The 20645-nt window shown below is 68.5% G+C and carries 22 protein-coding genes; 18 read left to right on the forward strand and 4 right to left on the reverse strand.

Annotated elements, in window-relative coordinates; translation table 11 throughout:
- Positions 1-56: 56 nt before the first annotated feature.
- The 9 genes from V6M56_RS06375 to queA all read left to right on the forward strand — a co-directional run bounded on the left by V6M56_RS06375 (position 57) and on the right by queA (position 7242).
- A complete protein-coding gene (locus tag V6M56_RS06375) occupies positions 57-836 on the forward strand; it encodes a biotin--[acetyl-CoA-carboxylase] ligase (protein ID WP_332682207.1) in 780 nt (259 codons plus the stop codon).
- Positions 837-988: 152 nt separating this feature from the next.
- The gene (locus tag V6M56_RS06380; RefSeq protein WP_332682209.1) at positions 989-2659 is read left to right on the forward strand and encodes a ribonuclease J; all 1671 of its coding nucleotides are present in this window, start codon (positions 989-991) and stop codon (positions 2657-2659) included.
- A gap of 98 nt (positions 2660-2757) precedes the next feature.
- Positions 2758-3162 carry a methylmalonyl-CoA epimerase gene (mce, locus tag V6M56_RS06385; protein ID WP_332682210.1) on the forward strand — a complete coding sequence of 135 codons (405 nt, stop codon included), beginning with the start codon at positions 2758-2760 and terminating at the stop codon, positions 3160-3162.
- A 3-nt stretch (positions 3163-3165) separates the two neighbouring features.
- Positions 3166-3579 (forward strand): RidA family protein, encoded by a 414-nt coding sequence (locus V6M56_RS06390; RefSeq protein WP_332682211.1) that lies wholly within the window; start codon positions 3166-3168, stop codon positions 3577-3579.
- Positions 3576-3806: a DUF1467 family protein gene (locus tag V6M56_RS06395; protein ID WP_332682212.1), complete on the forward strand. Its 231-nt coding sequence runs from the start codon at positions 3576-3578 to the stop codon at positions 3804-3806. The genes V6M56_RS06390 and V6M56_RS06395 overlap by 4 nt, the downstream gene beginning before the upstream one ends.
- 656 nt (positions 3807-4462) lie before the next feature.
- Complete coding sequence (locus tag V6M56_RS06400; protein ID WP_332682213.1) at positions 4463-5008, forward strand: peptidylprolyl isomerase; 546 nt, start codon at positions 4463-4465, stop codon at positions 5006-5008.
- A gap of 7 nt (positions 5009-5015) precedes the next feature.
- On the forward strand, positions 5016-5645 hold the full coding sequence (locus V6M56_RS06405; protein WP_332682214.1) for a hypothetical protein: 630 nt from the start codon (positions 5016-5018) through the stop codon (positions 5643-5645).
- Complete coding sequence (locus V6M56_RS06410; RefSeq protein ID WP_332682216.1) at positions 5645-6112, forward strand: peptidylprolyl isomerase; 468 nt, start codon at positions 5645-5647, stop codon at positions 6110-6112. Before V6M56_RS06405 ends, V6M56_RS06410 begins: the two co-directional genes overlap by 1 nt.
- 29 nt (positions 6113-6141) lie before the next feature.
- Positions 6142-7242 (forward strand): tRNA preQ1(34) S-adenosylmethionine ribosyltransferase-isomerase QueA, encoded by a 1101-nt coding sequence (gene queA / locus V6M56_RS06415; RefSeq protein ID WP_332682217.1) that lies wholly within the window; start codon positions 6142-6144, stop codon positions 7240-7242.
- 188 nt (positions 7243-7430) lie between these two features.
- Here queA and rnd read toward each other — a convergent pair whose 3' ends face one another.
- A complete protein-coding gene (gene rnd, locus V6M56_RS06420; protein ID WP_332682218.1) occupies positions 7431-8570 on the reverse strand; it encodes a ribonuclease D in 1140 nt (379 codons plus the stop codon).
- A 52-nt stretch (positions 8571-8622) separates the two neighbouring features.
- Positions 8623-8910: a hypothetical protein gene (locus tag V6M56_RS06425; RefSeq protein WP_332682220.1), complete on the reverse strand. Its 288-nt coding sequence runs from the start codon at positions 8908-8910 to the stop codon at positions 8623-8625.
- A gap of 229 nt (positions 8911-9139) precedes the next feature.
- On the opposite strand from V6M56_RS06425, the gene aspS reads away from it, so the two are divergent.
- From aspS to V6M56_RS06450, 5 genes are read left to right on the forward strand one after another with little or no spacing between them, the layout of a single operon-like run.
- Complete coding sequence (gene aspS, locus V6M56_RS06430) at positions 9140-10915, forward strand: aspartate--tRNA ligase (protein ID WP_332682274.1); 1776 nt, start codon at positions 9140-9142, stop codon at positions 10913-10915.
- Between the two features lie 3 nt (positions 10916-10918).
- Entirely contained in the window at positions 10919-11290 is a 372-nt protein-coding gene (locus V6M56_RS06435) for a hypothetical protein (protein WP_332682222.1), read from the forward strand.
- A 6-nt stretch (positions 11291-11296) separates the two neighbouring features.
- Positions 11297-11602, forward strand: a complete 306-nt coding sequence (locus V6M56_RS06440) for a hypothetical protein (protein WP_332682224.1) — start codon at positions 11297-11299, stop codon at positions 11600-11602.
- 42 nt (positions 11603-11644) lie between these two features.
- Positions 11645-12541 carry a glycosyltransferase family 2 protein gene (locus V6M56_RS06445; protein ID WP_332682275.1) on the forward strand — a complete coding sequence of 299 codons (897 nt, stop codon included), beginning with the start codon at positions 11645-11647 and terminating at the stop codon, positions 12539-12541.
- The gene (locus V6M56_RS06450) at positions 12538-13596 is read left to right on the forward strand and encodes an acyltransferase family protein (RefSeq protein ID WP_332682225.1); all 1059 of its coding nucleotides are present in this window, start codon (positions 12538-12540) and stop codon (positions 13594-13596) included. The genes V6M56_RS06445 and V6M56_RS06450 overlap by 4 nt, the downstream gene beginning before the upstream one ends.
- A gap of 79 nt (positions 13597-13675) precedes the next feature.
- On the opposite strand, the gene V6M56_RS06455 is transcribed toward V6M56_RS06450, so the two are convergent.
- Positions 13676-14410, reverse strand: coding sequence for a CatB-related O-acetyltransferase (locus tag V6M56_RS06455; protein WP_332682227.1), 735 nt, complete (start codon positions 14408-14410; stop codon positions 13676-13678).
- A complete protein-coding gene (locus V6M56_RS06460) occupies positions 14400-16247 on the reverse strand; it encodes a hypothetical protein (RefSeq protein WP_332682228.1) in 1848 nt (615 codons plus the stop codon). Before V6M56_RS06460 ends, V6M56_RS06455 begins: the two co-directional genes overlap by 11 nt.
- A gap of 287 nt (positions 16248-16534) precedes the next feature.
- Between V6M56_RS06460 and V6M56_RS06465 the strand changes: the two genes are divergently transcribed.
- From V6M56_RS06465 to V6M56_RS06480, 4 genes are all read left to right on the forward strand, one after another.
- Complete coding sequence (locus V6M56_RS06465) at positions 16535-17020, forward strand: DUF192 domain-containing protein (RefSeq protein ID WP_442881093.1); 486 nt, start codon at positions 16535-16537, stop codon at positions 17018-17020.
- A 359-nt stretch (positions 17021-17379) separates the two neighbouring features.
- The gene (locus V6M56_RS06470; protein ID WP_332682229.1) at positions 17380-18174 is read left to right on the forward strand and encodes a transporter substrate-binding domain-containing protein; all 795 of its coding nucleotides are present in this window, start codon (positions 17380-17382) and stop codon (positions 18172-18174) included.
- A gap of 93 nt (positions 18175-18267) precedes the next feature.
- Complete coding sequence (locus tag V6M56_RS06475; RefSeq protein ID WP_332682231.1) at positions 18268-19422, forward strand: M24 family metallopeptidase; 1155 nt, start codon at positions 18268-18270, stop codon at positions 19420-19422.
- 94 nt (positions 19423-19516) lie between these two features.
- Positions 19517-20470 (forward strand): lipid kinase, encoded by a 954-nt coding sequence (locus V6M56_RS06480; RefSeq protein WP_442881094.1) that lies wholly within the window; start codon positions 19517-19519, stop codon positions 20468-20470.
- Positions 20471-20645 lie beyond the last annotated feature (175 nt).

A 20645-nucleotide genomic window follows, 5' to 3' on the forward strand; every position in this document is an offset into this window, starting at 1 on the left:
CTCTGGATCAAGAGATGCTCGGGTCAAGCCCGAGCATGACGGCTGGTGAGCTCGGCATGTTGAGCGAGGGCGCGCGCGGAGCCGGCTACCGCCTGATCGTGCGCGACGAGGTCGCCTCCACCATGGAGGAGGCGCGCGGCGCGCTCGCCCAGGGCGACCCCGGCAAGCTCTGGATCGTGGCGCGGAGCCAGAAGGCCGGGCGCGGCCGGCATGGTCGGCAATGGGGCTCGCCGCCCGGCAATCTCTACGCCAGCCTGCTCCTCGTCGCGCCCTGCGAGCCGGCCCTGGCGCCGCAACTCGGCTTCGTCGCCGGGTTGGCGCTGCACGATGCAGCCGCGGCGGTGACCGGCCTGTCGGCACCCTGCCTCGCGCTGAAATGGCCGAACGACCTGCTGATCGACCGGGCCAAGGCCGCCGGCCTGCTGCTCGAGGGCGAGAGCCGGGCAGGGCGATTCAGCGTCATCATCGGCTTCGGCGTCAATGTCGGATCGGCACCGCAGGGCACGCCCTATCCGGCGGCGCATCTTTCCAGCCATGCGGCCGAGGTCACGGTCGAGCGGCTGCTGGCCGCGCTCAGCGAAGCCTGGCACCGCCGCTTCTCGGCCTGGATGCTTCCCGGCGGTTTCGGCCCGACGCGCGCCGCCTGGCTCGAGCGCGCCGCCTTCCTCGGCGAGACCGTCACCCTGCGCCTGCCGGAAGGGCCGGTCTCCGGCCGCTTCCTCAGCCTCGACCCGGGTGGGCGGCTGGAGCTGGAGACCGCGGCCGGACGGCGTGTCATCGATGCCGGCGATCTCTATTTCGGAACCGCGGCGCCGGCTGGCTCGAACGGGCCGTGACCGGAACGCTGCGCCGTCGTCCAGGAGATGACGTCGCATCCCGGTCCGGTCGGCCGCCTGCTATGGAGGCAGGCTCGTCAGCGTGCTAGGGCTGCCGCGCCCCATCCCGAAGGCGCTCCGCGCCATCACCACTTCCCAAGTCAGGATTGCCCGTGACCCGTTCCACCGACCAGCTCGTCTTCGTCCCGCTCGGAGGTCTCGGCGAGATCGGCATGAATGCCGCTCTCTACGGCTTCGGGCCGGAGGGCCGGCGCAAATGGATCCTGGTCGATTGCGGCCTTTCCTTCGCCGGGCCGGAGGCACCGGGCGTCGACATCGTCCTGCCCGACCTGCACTACATCATCGAGGACAAGGCGAACCTGCTGGGCATCGTCATCACCCACGCCCATGAGGACCATATCGGCGCGCTCGCCGCGCTCTGGCCCTCGCTGCGCGCGCCTGTCTACTGCACGCGCTTCGCCGCCGGCCTGCTGGCCACACGCCGGCTCTCGGAGCCCGGCGCCCCGAAGGTGCCGATGAATATCATCGCCCAGGGCGGGCGCTTCACGCTCGGCCCGTTCGACATCGAGTTCGTCCCGGTCGCGCATTCGATTCCCGAATCGAATGCGCTGGCGATCCGGACGCCGGTCGGCCTCGTCGTCCACACCGGCGACTGGAAGATCGACCCGACGCCCCAGGTCGGCCTGCCGACCGACGAGGCGAGGCTGCGCGAGCTCGGCGAGGAGGGGGTGCTGGCGCTGGTCTGCGATTCGACCAATGTCATGCGCGACGGCATCAGCCCGAGCGAGGCCGATGTCGCCGCCAAGCTGAAGGAGTTGATCCATTCGGCGCCGGCCCGCGTCGCGGTCACCACCTTCGCCTCCAATGTCGCGCGCCTGCGCGCCGTAGCCGAGGCGGCGATGGCCGACCAGCGCGAGGTCGTCGTCGTCGGCCGCGCCATGGACCGCGTCATCGATGTCGCGCGCGAATGCGGCTATCTCGACGGCATCCCGGCCTTCCGCTCGGTCGATACCTATGGCTACCTGCCGCGCGACAAGGTCGTCGCGCTGCTGACCGGCAGCCAGGGCGAGCCACGCGCCGCGCTCTCGCGCATCGCCGCCGACGACCATCCCGAGATCACGCTTGCCTCCGGCGACCGCGTCATCTTCTCGTCGCGCACCATTCCCGGCAACGAGAAGGCGGTCGGCAACATCCAGAACGCGCTCGCCCGCGACAATGTCGAGATCATCACCGACCGTACCCAGCTCGTCCACGTCTCCGGCCACCCGCGGCGCGAGGAGATGGCCAGGCTCTATGGCTGGCTGAAGCCGAAGATCGCGATCCCCGCCCATGGCGAGGACCTGCACCTCACCGAGCACGCGGCCTTTGCCCGCGGCGTCGGCGTCAAGCATGTGCTGCGCGCCGGCAATGGCGATGTCGTCGGCATCTCGGCCGAGGGCGTGCGCAAGCTCACCGAGGTCCGGCACGGCCGGCTCTATCAGGATGGCGCGCTGCTCGTCGGCGCCCAGGAGCGCACCCTCGCCGAGCGCCGCAAGCTCTCCTTCGCCGGCATCGTCTCGGTCGCGGTCGCGCTCGACGAGAAGGGCGAGCTCGCCGGCGATCCGGAAGTCGCCCTGCTCGGCCTGCCGCTCGCCGCCAAGGACGGCACGCCCTTCGACGATATCGTCGCCGACGCGGTCGAGGACCTGATCGAGGGCATGTCCAAGGCGAAGCGCCGCGACTCCGAAGCGGTGCGCAACACGCTCGAACGCGGCATCCGCAGCGCCGTCAACGTGGAGTGGGGCAAGAAGCCGCTGGTGAACGCGCTGGTGATCGAGGTCTAGCAAGTAGCGAGCTGCCGATCACGGGTGGTAGGAAGAGGGCGACGAGCGACCCGCGCTCTTCGCCATTCGCCCCCAGTTCCATTGCCGCGGAGCCCTGCATGATCGGACGCCTCAACCACGTCGCCATCGCCGTGAAGGACCTCGCCGCCTCGACATCGCTCTATCGCGACACGCTCGGTGCCCGGGTCTCGCAGCCGCTGCCGCAGCCGGAGCACGGCGTGACCGTGGTCTTCGTCGAACTGCCGAATACCAAGATCGAGCTGCTCGAGCCGCTCGGGGCGGATTCGCCGATCGCGAAATTCCTGGAGCGCAACGCCGATGGCGGCATCCACCATATCTGCTACGAGGTCGACGACATCCTGGCGGCGCGCGACCGGCTGAAGACGCAAGGCGCGCGGGTGCTCGGTTCCGGCGAGCCGCGCACCGGCGCGCATGGCAAGCCGGTGCTCTTCCTCCACCCCAAGGACTTCTGCGGCACGCTCGTCGAACTCGAGCAGGCTTGAATCATGACCGCTTCTGAAATCGAGTTCTTCGGCGAGCCGGAAACGGGTTCGCCACGCCCGTTCAGCCTGGCGACGCGCGCAGGCGGGTTGGTCTTCGTCTCCGGCCAGTCGGCGCCGCATGATCCGGCGCGCGGCGTCATCCGCGGCGAGACGCCGGCGCAGCAGGTGCGCGAGGCGCTGGCCTACATCGCCCGCATCCTGGACGAGGCCGGCAGCGGGCTCGACCGGATCGTCCAGGTCACCATGCTGATCACCGATCCGGCCGACTACGCCGCCTGCAATGCCGAATATGTGAAGCATTTCCCGGGCGGCTTGCCGGCCCGGCACACGGCCCGCTTCGGTGTACCGACCGAGGCGCGCGTCGCCTTCTCCTGTATCGCGCTCGCGAACGGAGAGGCAGGAGGGAGCCGGCCATGACGATCTCGGGCGGACTTGCAGTCTATTTCGTGATCTGGTGGACGGTGCTGTTCGCCGTCCTGCCTTTCGGCGTGCACAGCCAGGCCGAGGCCGGACCGGTCAGCGACGGGACGGATCCCGGTGCGCCGCAGGCGCCGGCGCTGCTGAAGAAGGCGCTGATCACCACGGTGGTCGCCGCGGTCGTCTTTGCCGGCGTCTGGTATATCTGGGCTGTAGTGGATCTCTAACGCCTGCTGGCTTTCGACGGAGCCGCTGCGTCTTTCCGGGGCAGACCGAAAGGCCTGAGCCCGGAACCCATGACCGAGCCGGTTCCCTTCATTGCGAGGAGCGCAGCGACGAAGCAATCCAGGGGGACGTCGAGCGAGCCCTCCTGGATTGCTTCGCTTACGCTCGCAATGACGGGGGAGTGGTGGAGGCGTCGTGTTTATGGGGTCCGGGCTCTTCGCTTTCGCGAAGCCCCGGAATGACGGCGCGCTTCCAGTAAAACACAGCATGCTCTGGAATATTGGCGCGAACGCCCAAAAACAAAAGGCAAGGCCTGAGCCTTGCCTTTCAAGTTTGTTTTTTACCGCAGTATCGGCGCGCGATTGCAGCAGGCGCGGCTCATATACTAGGCGGGCGTTTGTTCCTCCCAAGACCTGGTCCGCGGCGCCCGAAGCTTGCTCAGGCGCGGCCAGCGCCCGAGAATTAGCTGATCGGAATGGCGCTGTCACCCGTTTAGGCAGGCCTGGCCCGAATTTTCCGCAAAATTATTCCGGTTTTCTCTTGTGCGGTGCAACATTATTCCCAGTAGCCCGATTCTGCGCCTTGTTCCGGCCAAAGGATGCCGCTACCTGCCTGTTTCGCAGAGCCGTCGGGCGTGCCGCCGGCCAGGAGACGTCCCATGCTTCGCCCCATCCTCGCCGCTTTGGCGCTTTCCGCCTCCATCGGCCTCGCCCAGGCCCAGGCCCCCGATCCGCAGAACACCCTGGTGCTGGAAACCAAGGACGGCAAGGTCACCATCCGCCTGCGTCCGGATCTTGCGCCCAAGCATGTCGAGCGGATCAAGACGCTGACCAAGAGCGGCTTCTATGACGGCATCGTCTTCCATCGCGTCATCGACGGCTTCATGGCCCAGACCGGCGACCCCAAGGGCGACGGCACCGGCGGCTCCGACCTGCCGAACCTTCCGGCCGAGTTCACCCCGACGCCCTACAAGGTCGGTTCGCTCGGCATGGCCCGCTCGCAGAGCCCGAACTCGGCCAATTCGCAGTTCTTCATCTGCTTCGAGGGCTGCGGCTCGCTGACCGGGCAGTACACGCTGTTCGGCGAGGTCGTCTCCGGCATGGACGCCGTCCGCAAGATCAAGAAGGGCAGCTCCGCCAATAACGGCGCGGTGACTGGCCCGGACAAGATCGTCCGCATGCGCCTGCTCGCCGACGCCAAGTAGGCCCGCGATGCGCGCACGCCTGCCGGCCCTGGCGCTTCTGCTGCTGGCCTGCGCCAGCGGGCCGGCCATGGCGCAGGACACGCGCGATCTCGGCCTGCCGCCGCCCTCCGGCTCGCAGAACCCCGTGCTGCCGCCGCCTTCGGGCTCGCAGAACCCGGTCCTGCCGCCGCCCACCGGCCAGCGCTATCTGCCGGGCATCGGCGGCCGCTTCGGCGAGGGCGAGCGGCGCCGGACCGCGCCGCCGCCGATGCCGGGCGTCGGCGGCGGGGTCCTGGGCACGGTGACGCCGGAGACGGTCGCGCTCGGCGGCGAGGCCCTCGACCGGCTCGACCAGATCGGCCCGGCCCTGCGACGCTGCTGGCGCCCGCCGGCGCTGGAGGGGCCGGAATCCGCGGCGCGGGCGAGCATCCGCTTCAGCCTGCGCCGCGACGGCACGCTGTTCGGCCAGCCGCGCGTCACCTGGGAAATGCGGCGCGCGCCGCCGGGCCTGCGCGAGCGCTTCAGCAATTCGCTGATGGCCGCCGTTCGCGATTGCACGCCGATGAGGTTGTCGCCGTCGCTCGGAGGGAGTATCGCAGGCCGCCCGATCACCATTCGCTTCCACGGCCGCGCGCCGTCCAACCAGAGAGCCATCTGATGTCGCTCGACCCCGAGAACACCCTCGTCATGGAGACCACCAAGGGCCGCGTCGTCATCGCGCTGCGTCCCGACCTTGCGCCCGGCCATGTCGAGCGCCTGAAGCTGCTCGCCCGCGAGGGCTTCTATGACGGCATCGTCTTCCATCGCGTCATCGACGGCTTCATGGCGCAGGTCGGCTGCCCGCACGGCACCGGCACCGGCGGCTCGAGCCATCCGGACCTGAAGGCCGAGTTCAACGCCGAGCCGCATGTCCGCGGCATCTGCTCGATGGCCCGCGCCCAGAACCCGAACTCGGCCAACAGCCAGTTCTTCATCGTCTTCGACGACGCCCGTTTCCTCGACAAGCAGTACACCGCCTGGGGCCAGGTCGTTGAAGGCATGGACAATGTCGACAAGATCAAGCGCGGCGAGCCGGTGCGCGATCCCGACTCGATCATCTCGATGAAGGTGATGGCGGACGCCTGAGGCGCCCCTGACCCAGCGCGAGCCGCATCGTGGACGTCGGTCTCTTCGATTTCGACCTGCCGGAGGAGCGGATCGCGCTGCGGCCCGCCAGTCCCCGCGAGTCGGCTCGCCTGCTCGTGGTCCGGCCGGGAGCCGATCCTGCCTTCGAGGACCGCGGCGTGCGCGACCTCGTCGACCTGCTGCGGCCGGGCGATGCGCTCGTTCTCAACGACACGCGCGTCATCCCTTCGCGCCTCCATGGTCGCCGCTATCGCGGCGACGCCTCGGCCCGCGTCGAGGTCATGCTGCACAAGCGCGTCGATGCCGATCGCTGGCTCGCCTTCTCGCGCCCGGCCAAGAAGGTCGCCATCGGCGAGACCATTCTCTTCGGCGACGACACCGCCAGCAATATCTGCGAGCTCGGCCGGCTCCAGGCCGAGGTCGTCGGCAAGGGGGAGGGCGGCGAGGTCGAACTGCGCTTCGCCTTTTCCGGCCCGGCCCTCGACGAGGCGATCGAGCGGCTCGGCGAATTGCCGCTGCCGCCCTATATCGCCGGCAAGCGCCCGACCGATCTGGCCGATATGCGCGACTACCAGACCCTCCATGCCCGCGAGGACGGCGCCGTCGCGGCGCCGACGGCCGGGCTGCACTTCACGCCGGAACTCTTCGCCGCGCTCGACCGGCGCGGTGTCTCGCGCCATTTCGTCACGCTGCACGTCGGCGCCGGAACCTTCCTGCCGGTGAAGGCGGAGGATACCGACGAGCACCGCATGCATGCCGAATGGGGCACGGTGAGCGCCGCGACGGCCGAGGCGCTCAACGCGGCGCGCGCCGCCGGCGGACGCATCGTCGCGGTCGGCACCACCTCCTTGCGCCTGCTCGAAAGCGCGACCGGGGAGAACGGGGTCGTGCGCCCGTTCTCCGGCGATACCGCGATCTTCATCACGCCGGGCTATCGCTTCCGCGCCGTCGACATGCTGGTGACCAATTTCCATCTGCCGCGATCGACGCTGTTCATGCTGGTCTCGGCCTTCAGCGGGCTCGACGTGATGAAACGCGCCTACGCCCATGCGATCGCTGAGGAATATCGCTTCTACTCCTATGGCGACGGCAGCCTGCTGTTCCGGGCGGAGGCGGGCGTCGGCCTGTAGCGCGGGCTCGCGCTATAGGGGAGCCGCGGCGTCTTTCCGGGGCAGGCCAACGGCCTGAACCCGGAACCCATGAACATGATGGAGCCCAAACAGAACGCGGGCCCGCCAGCGTTTTCCTGACCGGCGTCGTGTTCATGGGTTCCGGGCTCATCGCTGCGCGATGCCCCGGAATGACACCGCGGTTACGCTCAGCCGACGGCGACGCGCCCGCGCACGACGCGCAGCGAGAGCGAGCCGTTCTTCAGCGCCAGCGCCTTCTCGCCGAAGACCTCGCGTCGCCAGCCCTGCAGGGCCGGCACGTCGGCTTCGTCGTCGAAGGCGATGGCTTCGAGGTCGTCGCTCGTGGCGATGATCTTCGGGGCGACGCGCTCGGTGTCGGCGGTCGCCTTCAGCAGGACCTTGAGCAGATCGAGCACGGCGCCGTTCGCGGGGCGCCCGCGCTCGCGCTCGAGCCGGGGCAGGCTCTGCGGGTCGAGGGCCTGGGCGCGCTCGATCGCGGCCAGCACCTCGCCGCCGGCGCGCGAGCGCTCGAAGCCGTTCGGCACCGAGCGCAGCTCCGCCAGCGCCTCGACCGAGCGCGGGGCCCGCTGGACGATGTCCATCAGCGCGTCGTCCTTGAGCACGCGCTGGCGCGGCACGTCGCGATGCTGGGCCTCGCGCTCGCGCCAGGCGGCGAGCTCGATCAGCACGGCCAGTTCCTTGGGCTTGCGGATGCGACCCTTCAGCCGCAGCCAGGCGTTCTCGGGCTTGACCTCATAGGTGCCGGGCGAGTTCAGCACCGCCATCTCCTCGGCGACCCAGTTCTCGCGGCCGCTGGCGGCAAGGTCGGCGGCGAGCGCGAGATAGACATCGCGCAGATGGGTCACGTCGGATTCGGCATAGGCGAGCTGGGCTTCGGTGAGCGGCCGGCGCGACCAGTCGGTGAAGCGCGAGGACTTGTCGATCCGCGCCTTGGCGAGGTCGTTGGCGAGCTGCTCGTAGCCGACCGAGTCGCCATAGCCGCAGACCATCGCGGCGACCTGCGTGTCGAAGAGCGGCACCGGGATCAGCTTGCCGATCATCCAGACGATCTCGAGATCCTGCCGGGCGGCATGGAAGACCTTGACCACCTTCGGATCGGCCATCAGCGCCAGGAACGGCTCGAGGCTGAGCTCGGGCGCCAGCGGGTCGACCAGCACCGCTTCGTCCGGCGAAGCGAGCTGGATCAGGCAGAGCTTCGGATAATAGGTCGTCTCGCGCAGGAACTCGGTGTCGACCGTGACGAAAGGATGCTGCGCCAGGCGCACGCAGGCGTCGGCCAGTTCCTGGGTGGTGGTGATCAGGCTCATGACAGGGGCTTAGCGGAGGAACGGGCCGCCCGTCGAGTCTGCGTTTCGCGGATTACCTGCTGATGCCGCATTCGCTCCAGAGCTCGCCTTTGAAGGCCGGGCCGGCTCTCGCGGCCCAGTAGTTCCGCTTGTCGACGTGATTGGTCCTGCGCGCATGGCGTGAAAACACGCGAGCATAGCAATCGGGATTGGCGTAGTGGCGGCTCTGCGCGAGCTTGAGGCCGACGCGATAGGCTTCCCGCGAAACCTGGGCTTGCGCCTCGCCGGCCGCCCCCCAGCCAAGGACGAACGTCAATGCGGCGGCCGCGATCGCGCCGCGCCATGGAGTGACACCTGTCATCGAAGCCCCCCCGCCGTGTCGTCCGCCTTCACCTGCGCGCCGAAACGTCCGGGCCCTCAGGAGCGAGCCTCTAAGGTTTCGCGGCGCAAGCTGGCGGAATGCTAACCTCGCCCATCGAGATTGTCGCCGCCATTCTTGACAATCCCCGCGCCTGCGTGTGCTTACGCCGGAGGTTTTGGCCGGCCGGATGCTGGCGCCTTCGCATTTCCGAGAGACCAGTCCCGTGACCCTGCACCGCTATCGTTCCCATACCTGTGGCGCGCTCCGCGAGAGCGATATCGGCTCGGCCGTGCGCCTGTCCGGCTGGTGCCACCGCATCCGCGACCATGGTGGCGTGCTCTTCATCGACCTGCGCGACCATTACGGCATGACCCAGGTCGTGATCGATCCGGATTCGCCCGCCTTCCGCGATGCCGAGGAGTTGCGCTCGGAATGGGTGGTGCGCTTCGATGGCAAGGTCAAGGCGCGCTTCGCCGGTACCGAGAACGCCAATCTCGCCACCGGCGCCGTCGAGGTCTTCGCGACGGGAATCGAGGTTCTGGGGCCTTCCGCCGAGCTGCCGCTACCGGTCTTCGGCGATCTCGAATATCCCGAGGACACGCGGCTGAAATATCGCTTCCTCGACCTGCGTCGCGAGAAGCTGCACAACAACATCGTGCTGCGCGGCAAGGTCATCGACTCGCTGCGCTCGCGCATGAAGCAGGTCGGCTTCTCCGAGTTCCAGACGCCGATCCTGACGGCGTCCTCACCGGAAGGCGCGCGCGACTTCCTGGTGCCGAGCCGGCTGCATCCCGGCCAGTTCTATGCGCTGCCGCAGGCTCCGCAGCAGTACAAGCAGCTGCTGATGATGGCGGGCTTCGACCGCTATTTCCAGATCGCGCCCTGCTTCCGCGACGAGGATCCGCGCGCCGACCGGCTGCCCGGCGAGTTCTACCAGCTCGACGTCGAGATGAGCTTCGTCGAGCAGGAGGACGTGTTCCGCACCATGGAACCGGTCATCGCCGGCGTCTTCGAGGAGTTCGGCGGCGGCAAGTCGGTCACCAAGAACTGGCCGCGCATCCCTTATGCCGAGGCGCTCCGCAAATACGGCTCCGACAAGCCGGACCTGCGCAACCCGCTGGTGATGCAGGACGTCTCGAAGCATTTCCGCGGCTCGGGTTTCAAGGTCTTCGCCCGCATCCTCGAGGACGCGAAGAACCAGGTCTGGGCGATTCCCGCGCCCGGCGGCGGCAGCAGAGCCTTCTGCGACCGGATGAACTCCTGGGCGCAAGGGGAAGGCCAGCCGGGGCTGGGCTACATCATGTGGCGCGAGGGCGCCGGTGCTGGTCCGATCGCCAACAATATCGGCGCTGAGCGGGTCGAGGCGATCCGCGCCGCGCTCGGCCTGAAGGACGGCGACGCCGCCTTCTTCGCCGCCGGCAACCCGGAGAAGTTCTACAAGTTCGCCGGAGCGGCGCGGAACAAGGTCGGCCAGGAGCTCGGGCTGATCGACGAGAACGCCTTCGCCTTCGCCTGGATCGTCGATTTCCCGATGTACGAGTACAACGAGGACGAGAAGAAGGTCGATTTCTCGCACAACCCCTTCTCGATGCCGCAGGGCGGGCTGAAGGCGCTGACCGAGGAGGACCCGCTCACCATCAAGGCCTTCCAGTACGACATCGCCTGCAACGGTTTCGAACTCGCCTCCGGCGGCATCCGCAACCACAGGCCGGAGGCGATGGTGAAGGCCTTCGAGATCGCCGGCTATGGCGAGGAGACCGTGGTCGAGCGCTTCGGCGGCATGTACCGCGCCTTCCAGTACGGCGCGCCGCCGCATGGCGGCATGGCGGCCGGTGTCGACCGCATCATCATGCTGCTCGCCGGCGCGACGAACCTGCGCGAGGTCGCCCTGTTCCCGATGAACCAGCAGGCTGTCGACCTGCTGATGGGCGCACCGTCGCCGGCGACGCCGAAGCAGCTGCGCGAGGCGCATCTGCGCCTCAACCTGCCCGAGAAGAACGGCTGACCCATGACCGCCCTGACTGCCGCGCGCCTGCTGGCGCCGGCTCTCGCGCTGCTGCCTGTTCTTTCGGCCTGCGTCTCGACATCCTCCAATCCGAGCGCGGCACGTGCCAGCGTACTCGCCGGCATCGTCTCGCGCGCCAGCGCCTGCAATGCCGGCAGCCCGCGGGCGACGACGCTGGAGCGCTTCCTGCAATCCGAGCGCGAGCGCGGCGCGACGCCTGAGCAGGTTTCAGGCGCGCGCTCTGCCTATATCGCGGTTTCGGAGGCGCAGACGATCAACCAGGGCGTCCGGCCGGAGCCCTGCACCGCCGAGGAACGGGTGACGCTGCGCGGCCAGATGAACACCGTCCGTGCCAACCGCTTCGAGACGCTCTGAGCCGCCATGCCCGCGATCAAGCCCAGCCTCGCGGCGCTGGCCGCCTGCGGCCTCGCCGGCTGCGTGGTCGCCCGCGCCGGCCCGATGCCGGGCACGCCCGAATTCGCCGCCGCCCGCGTCTCGCGCGCCTATGATTGCGGCGTCGGCGTCGATCGCGGCCGGATCATCGCCGGGTTCCCGAAGGAGGACCGCGCCCGCTTCATCGCCGCCAATGCGAGCTATGCGGTGAAGTCCTACAAGGCGCCGCGCCGCTGCGAGACCGGCGAGCGTGCCGAACTGCAGCGCGAGCTGCGTGCCGGCCCGCGGCGCTGATTTGCCCTTGCCCGCGCGCGACTTAACCCGCACATGCGCAGCATGACTTCCTCGCCGGCCGACATCACCGCCATCGTCGTCGCCTATGACAGTGCCGAGGTCCTGCCCGCCTGCCTTGCGGCGCTGGCCGGGGAGGGCGTCAGGGTGCTCGTCGTCGACAATGCCAGCGGCGACGATTCCGCGGCGGTCGCCGATCGTTGCGGCGCGCGCGTCCTGCGCAACGCCAGCAATCAGGGTTATGGCCGCGCCAACAACCGCGGAGCGCGGGCGGCCGAGACCGCCTTCATCCTGATCGTCAATCCCGATCTCGAACTGGGGCAGGGCGCCGTCGCTGCCCTGCTCTCCGCCGCCGAGGCCTATCCCGATGCCGCCGCCTTCGCGCCGCGCCTGATGGAGCCCTCCGGCCGGGTCTTCCTGCAGCCGCGCTCGCTGCTCTCGCCGCCTCATCTCAATCGTGCCCGCGAGGTCGTGCTGCCGGAAGGGGATGCCTGCCTGCCCTTCCTCTCCGGCGCCTGCCTGCTGCTGCGGCGCGAGGTCTTCCTCGCGCTCGGCGGCTTTGATCCGGGGATCTTCCTGTTCTACGAGGATGACGATCTCTGCCGCCGCCTGCGCGAGGCCGGCCACGCTTTGGTGCATGTCGACGGCGCCGAGGCCCGGCACGCCCGCGGGCGCTCGAGCGCGCCTTCGATGACCCGCCGCTTCACCGCGCGCTGGCACCTCGCCTGGTCGCAATACCATGTCGCGCGGAAATACGGCATGCCGCTTCCCGGCCTCGCGAGGATCGCAGAAAATGCTTTCAAGACAGTTGGTTACGGGCTGATCCTGAATCGAGACAAGATGATGGCCCATGCCGGCTCCGTGGCCGGCGCGCTGGCCGCCCGGGCCGGCAGGAGCGCCCTGGCACGACAGGGGCTGGATGAGGCGGAGGTCATGTCTTGAAACCCGCCGCACGCTTCGCCTCGGTCGCGGACGGGCTTTCCGCCCGGCACAATCATTTCGGGCTGCTGCGGCTGCTGCTGGCGCTCGCCGTCGTGGTCTCGCATGCGCTGAGCGTGACGACGGGCCGCGTCGAGGACGAGCCGCTGGCGCTTTCGACCGGCTTCACTCTGGGCGAGCATGCGGTCAACGGCTTCTTCGCCGTTTCCGGCTTCCTGGTCACGATGAGCTATGAACAGCGCGGCTGGCGCGACTATGTCATCGCCCGCTCCCTGCGCATCGCGCCCGGCCTGATCGCCGCGACGCTGGTCGTCTCGCTCCTGCTCGGCTCGGCGCTGACGCGGCTCGATCTTAGCGCCTATCTCTCCGATCCCCGGCTCTGGCGCTTCATCTCCGGCACGCTGACCAGCTTCAAGAGCGCCGCGCCGCTGCCCGGCGTCTTCGAGGACAACCCGCTGCCATTCCCGATGGGAACGGTCTGGACGCTGAAATACGAGACGCTCTGCTATCTCGGCGTGCTGGTCGCGGGCCTTTCCGGCCTGCTCCTGCAGCGCCGTCTGGCGCTGGCGATCTGGGTCGCGCTGGTCGTGGCGACGGTCGCGCGCGAGGTCGTCGCGCCGGATGGTCCCAAGGGCGTCGAGACCGCCCTGCGCCTGCCGCTGCTCTTCCTGACCGGTGGCCTGATCTATCTCTGGCGCGAGCGCGTGCCGCTTTCGCTGGCCGGCCTCGGCGTCGCCCTCGTCGTGACGGCACTGCTCCTGCCGACGCCGTTCTACAAGGCGGCGCTCTATCTCGTCACCGCCTGGGGCGTGCTCGTTCTGGCGCTGGCGCCGGCCCTGGCCCGCTGGCACAGCGACCCGCCGGCCGATCTGTCCTATGGCGTCTATCTCTATGGCTGGCCGGTACAGCAGGCCTTCGTCGCGGTCTTTCCGGCGGCCGGTGCATTCCTGCTGTTCTGGCCGGGACTGGCGGTGACCCTCACCGTCGCCGCGCTCTCCTGGTACTTCGTCGAGAAGCCGGCGCTCGGCCTCAAGCGCCGGCTGCTCGCCCGCCCCTAGAGCCCGTTCCGATCAGCTTGCACCGCAAGCTGATCGGCAAAACGGTCTCTCATCTCAAGTTTAGAGACGGATTCACCGATCAGATTGATTCAATCTGATCGGATCCGGCTCTAAGCGCGGCCGAAAGATCGTCGATCCTGTCCGACATCAGCAGAGGCAGCAGCCCCGCGACTTCTCGCTCCGGAAGCTCCCACCAGCGCGCGGCGAGCAAGGCCTCGACCTGCGCCTCCGGCAGCCGCAGCCGCACGATCCGAGCCGGGTTTCCGGCGACGATCGCATAGGGTGGCACGTCGCGGGTCACCACCGAGCGGGCGGCGACGACCGCGCCATGGCCGATCGTCACGCCCGAGAGGATCATCGCCTGCGAGCCGAGCCAGACATCGTGGCCGATGCGGACATCGCCGCGGGTCGCGTCATGGCCGGACATTTCGCGCGCCGCCGGCCAGAGGCGAGGCAGGGCCGGGAAGGGATAGGTCGTCGCCCAATCGGTGCGATGGTTGCCGCCGAGCAGGATCTCGACGCCGTCGGCGATCGAGCCATAGCGCCCGATCACCAGCCTTGCGCCGCTTTCCGGAAAGCGCACCTTGGGCCGGCCATAGGTGAAGGCGCCGACCGCGATCTGTCCCGGCCGGCGCGCGATCAGCCGGGCGAGGTGGATGCGCGTCTGGTTGTCGGGGTTGATGCGGCGGCGCAGCAGGCTGCGCGGGCCGGCGGGCAGGCCGGCCCACCAGCTCGCGAGCCGGCCCGGGCGCCAGTCCGCATCTTCCGGGCAAAGCATGATCGGCGGCTCGTGGCCGCCCGCCTCATTCGGCATTGGCCTTCACGTCGATCTTCTCGAAGATCTCCGTCGGGTCGCTGAGCGTGATCACATCGGCGAGGCCGAGGCCGGTCGGCGCCTTGGCCGCGGCCGAGACCGTCAGCTTGCCGGGCTTGGCGACGAAGCGCGCGATCGCCCCGGCAAGCGCCTTGGCGCCGTCCGACGGGCCGAGGATGGCGGCGAGGCCGAGGCTGGCGATGGTGCCGTATTCGCGGCGGACATCCTCGACCTTGCGCTTCGACTTGCGGGCCTCGTTCTCGATCAGCTTCTCGGCGAGGCCGAGATTCTGCAGCTTGATCTCGAGGTTCTTGGCCGTCGCGCCGAGCAGCGCCACCTGCGCCAGAGCGAGATCGGGCGCGAACACCTCCTTGCCGACATTGCCGAGCGTGCCGGTGGCATCGAGCTTCGCCATGCCGGCGCCACCGAGCGAGAGCGTGCGGATGGCGAATTCCTTGCTCGCCTCCTGCCAGGCGAGGTCGAGCTTCGCCGAGAGGTCGAGACTGCGATAGCCCATCGCCAGCAGGTCCTTGGCGGTGGGGTTCGCGCCCTCGACCACCGGGATCGTCAGCTTGTCGACGGTCAGCGCCAGATTCGTCGGGATGCCGTTGAGCTGTTCGCCCGCCTTGAGCTCGAAGGTGCCGAGGCCAATCTGGATCGGCGGCAGTGGCGACGCCCCGGACTTGCCCTGCTGGGGTGCGGTGATCTGGAGGCCGCTCAGCCGGACGGTGCCGAGCTTGGGGATGAAGCGGCGCAGATCGGCGTCGGCGAGATCGAAGCCCGGATCGGCCAATGCCTTGCCCAGTTCCTTGAAGGCGGCTTCGAGCGAGAAGCCGGAATAGCCGAACGAGGCGATCGAGCCCTTGCCGCCGCCGCCCGCGAACTGCAGCCCCTCCATCACGAAGCCGGATTTTTCGGGCGTGTCCTCGCCGAACGCGATGCGCGCGAAGCGCAGGTCGACCGGCTCAGGCTTGGCACCGGGCTTCGGCGGGGTCTTGACCGCCAGGGTGACGTCGCGGATCTCGCCGCTGCCATAGTCGACGGCCCCGAACAGGGCGAGCATCGCCGACAGCATCTGGCGCTCGCGCGCCTCGGTGACAGCCGGCTCCTCCTTGCTGTTCAGGTTGCGTGCCGCCTTTTCCGATTCCTCGCTGAGCACGACGATGCGCGCCATCAACTCGCCCAGCGGTTCGGCGCCGACGCGCGCCCTGAAGTTGCGCAGCGCCACCTTGCCGGCGGTCACCTTGCCGAGCTCGCCGAGATCGAGCGAATAGCCGTCCTGCTCGACGCGGGAGAAGACGGTCTGCATCGCCGGCTCGGAGCCTGCCGCCGCCTTCTCGCCGAAGACACGGGCGATATGGGTCAGGTCGAGCGCCTCGAAGCTGGTCCGCAGGAGCTCGCCGTTCATCGGCCCGGATGCGGCTCCCTCGATCTTGATGCTGCCGCTGCGCGCCTCGCCGTGCGCGATCCGGCCCTCGCGGATGTCGGAGAAGCGGATGTCGCGATAGGTCGTGGTCTGCTTCTGCGGGCCGAAGCTCTGTTCCATCACCAGCGCAGGAGCGCTGATCTCGGCCGCGTTGAGGCGGCTCATGCGGGCGACCGCGCTCTCGCCACCGCCTGGGGCCGTCTGGAAGATCGCCTGGAAGGCGGCCCGGTCGAGCGGCGCGCCCTTGACGTCGAGCTTCGGGATCGAGAGCACGAACCTGCCGAGATCGAGCCGGATGTTCTCGAGCTGGAAATCGTCGGCGGCTGCGGGGCCGGCCAGCAGCAGGAGCAGCAATCCCGCCGCCGGGAGCGGGCGGGCGCGCCCATGGCGCAGGCTTGGCAGAATGGTCATCGAGATCTCCTGGAGCATGGCATCGAGGCCCGCAAGGCGAAGGCGGGGCCAAGCCCCCATTGTCGAACCGAGAGGCAAAACCGCACTTCCGGCCGACAGATCATTTCGGTTCCGGCATGGGACTGGCGTTGAAATTGCCGCAAGGCGAAGACGAAGGGAAGATGCAAGGCGGGCGGGCCGGCGAAAAGCTTGACGACGCGCCGGCCTTGCGTGCCATTGGCCGCAGATTCGCCATCGCGTCCCGGCAACGCTCTGTGGGATTGGTGTCCTTTTTGGGGAAATGGATCATGCAGGCTTCGGGACGCTGGTTGCGGCTGGTCTTGTGCGGGACGCTCGCGCTCGTCGTCGCGGCGCTCATGCCGGCGAGCCCGCAGGCGCAGACCGTCCCGGCGGCAGGGCTGGAGCCGCTGACCATCGTCAGCGCGAGCGGTCGCCATGTCTTCCAGGTCGAGGTGATGCGCACGCCCGGGCAGCGGGCGCGCGGGCTGATGCACCGCCAGTTCATGCCGGCCGACCGCGGCATGCTGTTCGACTTCGAGCGCACCGAGCCGGTCGCGATGTGGATGCAGAACACCTACATCTCGCTCGACATGCTCTTCATCCGCGCCGACGGCACGGTGGCGCGGATCGCCCAGCGCACCGAGCCGCTCTCGACCCGCACCATCCCCTCCGGCGAGCCGGTGCTCTCCGTGCTCGAGGTCAATGGCGGCATCGCCGAGAAGCTCGGCATCAGGCCGGGCGACAAGGTCGAGCACCCGCTGTTCCGGCGCTGAGCTTCAGCCCGGCCCGGCTGCGATTTCCCGATAGGTGAGCGGTTCGGCCACGACCTCCTTGTGAGCGTGGCGCCGCGTCAGCCGACGGGCGACGGTGCCGTCGGCTGCGCCGCGTCAGGCGCTTGGTGTTTCATTAGCGAAGCTTGACTGCATATACGAAGTCGCTAGCGTTGCCTTTGCGTCAAGGGCAGGCCAGCGGGGTATTCGGGCGCGGATGGCGGTGGCGGACCAGTATCCCTGTCCGCCGAAGTCGCAGGACAGGCTGGTTCGCCGCCTTTTCGCGTGAGGAAGAGCAAGAACGACCAGGAACGATATCCTTGCTGCATCGGAAGCGGTGATTGGAACAGGGGAGGTCGATCATGAAGAAGGCGTTCAAGACGGCGGTTGCGGCATTGGGGTTCATCGCGGCAGGGCTTTTGGCCAGCGCCGAGGCGCAGGCCGACAAGCTTGCGGACATTCTTTCCAAGGGGGTGGTGCGCATCACCGTCTTCGCCGACGTGCCTCCGTTCGGTGTGCTCAACGCCAATCGCGAGCTCGAGGGCTTCGACATCGACATGGCCAAGCTCGTCGCCAAGTCGCTCGGCGTGAAGCTGGAGCTCCTGCCGGTGCCGGCGGCGAGCCGCATCCCCTTCCTGCTCACCGACAAATCCGACATGAACATCGCCGCGATGTCGATCACGGCGGAGCGCGCGCGCCAGGTGATGTACAGCGCCCCCTATGCCGACACCTCGCTGGCGGTCTATGGCGCCAAGGGCCTCGCGGTGAAATCGGCCGCCGATCTTGGGCGCAACCGCATCAGCGTCGCCAAGGGCACGACCGAGGATCTCGTGCTCTCCGCGCTGGCGCCAGGCGCCGACATCATGCGCACCGAGGATAACGCGACTGCGGTGCAGGCCTATCTCTCCGGCCACGCGCAGCTGCTGGCGGCGAACAGCGTCGTCGTCGTCGAACTGGCGAAGAAGAATCCGTCCAAGGAGTTCGACTTCAAGTTCGCCCTGCGCCGCGCGCCCGCCCATGTCACGGTCCGGCTCGGCGAGCACACCCTGCTGCGCTGGCTCGACACGCTGATCTTCCAGAGCACGCTGAACGGCGATCTCGACGAGCTTCACAAGAAGTGGCTCGGCGGCCCAATGCAGCCTCTGCCGGCGCTTTGAACACCGGCTGCGCCCGGCGAGCCGGTTTACAGAACGCTTGTCCCGGACGGGCTGTGCCTGGCCCGGCAGGGCGGTGCTACGAGAAGGAGCATCATGTCGAAGCATGATTTCTCGCGCGAGGAGTTCGCCGCCCGGCGCGAGGCCGTCAGCCGGGCGATGTCGGAGCAGGGGTTGGAGTGGCTGGTCCTGTTCCATCCGGTCTCGATCCGCTGGCTGACCGGCTCCGACGCCAAGAGCTATCAGGAGTTCCAGTGCCTCATCGTGCCGGCCTCCGGGCCGCTGACGATCATGGCGCGCGAGGGCGAGCGCAACGAATTGCAGGACGAGGCGCTGGTCGAGCGGATCGAGACCTTCGGCGGCGGCGAGAACGAGGATCCGATCCCGCGCTTCGAGCGCCTCGCCGACGAGCTCGGCCTGCTGCGCGGGCGCTGCAGTATCGAGGTGCCGGCCTATTACCTGCATCCGCACCACTATGTGCGTCTGCGCGAACTGCTCGGTTCCAACCTTGCGGCGGAGGCGACCAACCTCGTGCACGATCTCAGCCTGGTGAAGTCGCCGGCCGAAATCGACTATGTCCGCAAGGCTCACGCCATCGCCGACGCGGCGATGGCGGCCTTCGTTTCCGGCCTGCGCCCTGGCCGCAGCGAGCTCGCCCTCGCCGGCGACGTCTATGCCGCGCTGCTCGCCGGCGGCAGCGGCCTCTCGGCCAGCCCGATCAACCTCGTCGCCGGCGAGCGCTCCGGCTACAGCCATGGGGCGCCGACCGAGCGGCTGCTCAAGGCCGGCGATTTCGGCAGCGTCGAATACGGCGCGACCTGGCGCCGCTATACCGCGACCATCGGCCGGCAATTCTGCCTCGGCCCGCCGACACCGCGCATGCGCGAGCTTTACGACGTTGCCCGGCGCGCCTGCGACGCCTGCATCGCCGAGATCCGCGACGGCGCTCCGGCGACAGCGCCGCATGAGGCGGCAAAGCGCGTGATCGGCGCGGCCGGGCTGGAGCATGGCCGCGTCCACACTTCGGGATACGGCCTCGCGCCCGGCTTCCCGCCGAGCTGGGGCGAGCCCGTCCACATGATCGGCGGCAGCGACTATGTGCTGCGCGCGGGCATGGTGCTCAGCGTCGAGCCACCGGTCTTTCTCGGCGAGGAGCGCCTCGGCGCCCGCATCATCGACAATGTCCTGGTGACGCACGACGGCAGCGAGCTGCTCTCGCGGGCATCGCGCGATCTGATCGTCGCCGCCTGACCTGGAGAATGACCAGTCGCCGCGTGGCGGCACGTCAGCGCAAATAGGGACCTGCGTTGAAATCGGTGTGCGGGTTCCCCACCTGCCGTCCTCCATGACCCACCGGTTGGATAGCCCGTTGAATCAATCAGCACCGAGGCGCGCTTTGCTGCTGCGCAATCCAAAGGCGCGGCGCGGCCAGGAATCGATCGCGCCTCTTCTCCAGCGCCTGGAAGGCGGCGGCCTCAAGGTTGCCGTCGAGACGTTCGAGGCGTTGCCGGAGATCGCCCGCGATATCGTGCGGCTGCGCCACAGGGCCGATCTCGTCATCGTTTGCGGTGGCGATGGCTCGGTCTCTTCGGCGGCGCTCGCCGCGATGGAGAGCGGCCTGCCGTTGGGCATCATTCCGATGGGGACGGCAAACGACCTCGCCAGGACGCTCGACATACCGATGGACCTCGCGGCGGCGGCCGATGTGATCGCGCGTGGCGAAACACGCGCCGTCGACGTGGGTACCGTCAACGGGCACGCCTTCTTCAATGTCGCGAGCATCGGGCTGAGCAGCGAGCTCGCGCAAAGTCTCGACCCGATGCTGAAAAAGCGTTTCGGCAGGCTGGGTTACGCCCTGGCCGCCATGAAGGTCCTGACCCGCGCGTCGAGGTTCAGAGCGAAGATCACCGAGAAGGGGCGGGCGATCGACGTCGAGACCTACCAGATCGCAGTAGGCAACGGGCGACACTATGGCGGCGGCAATGTCGTGCAGGAGAACGCCGAGATCGATGACGGGCATCTCGATCTCTATAGCCTCGAGATGAAGAACCTCGGCAAGCTGGCGCTGATGCTACGCTCGTTCCGCTCTGGAACGCATGGCGCCTGGCGTGAGGTTCGCACGGCGAAATGCGTCGAGTTCGACATCGAGACCAAGAGGCCCATGCCGGTCAACACCGATGGCGAGATCGTCACCGCGACGCCGGCGCATTTCAAGGTCCACCCCAAAGCCATCTCGATTTTCGCGCCGGCCCTTCGTGAGCGCGCCGAAACAGCCTTTCCGCCCTTGTATCACCGTTAAGGTGGCGTCTTCGTGCGCGCCGACGCTTGGCGCTGCATCGAGATGTCCTGCGATCCGGGAAGGCCGCGGATCGGCGTCGCAGACCTCGCGCGATCTTATCGTCGCCGGCTGAGTTGGTCGCGACGAAGCGGCATGTTCCCAAATCGGTGCCGTGGTGCTATTGCGTTGCGCGTCG

The organism is Allobosea sp., from assembly GCF_036675845.1.
Lineage (GTDB): Bacteria > Pseudomonadota > Alphaproteobacteria > Rhizobiales > Beijerinckiaceae > Allobosea.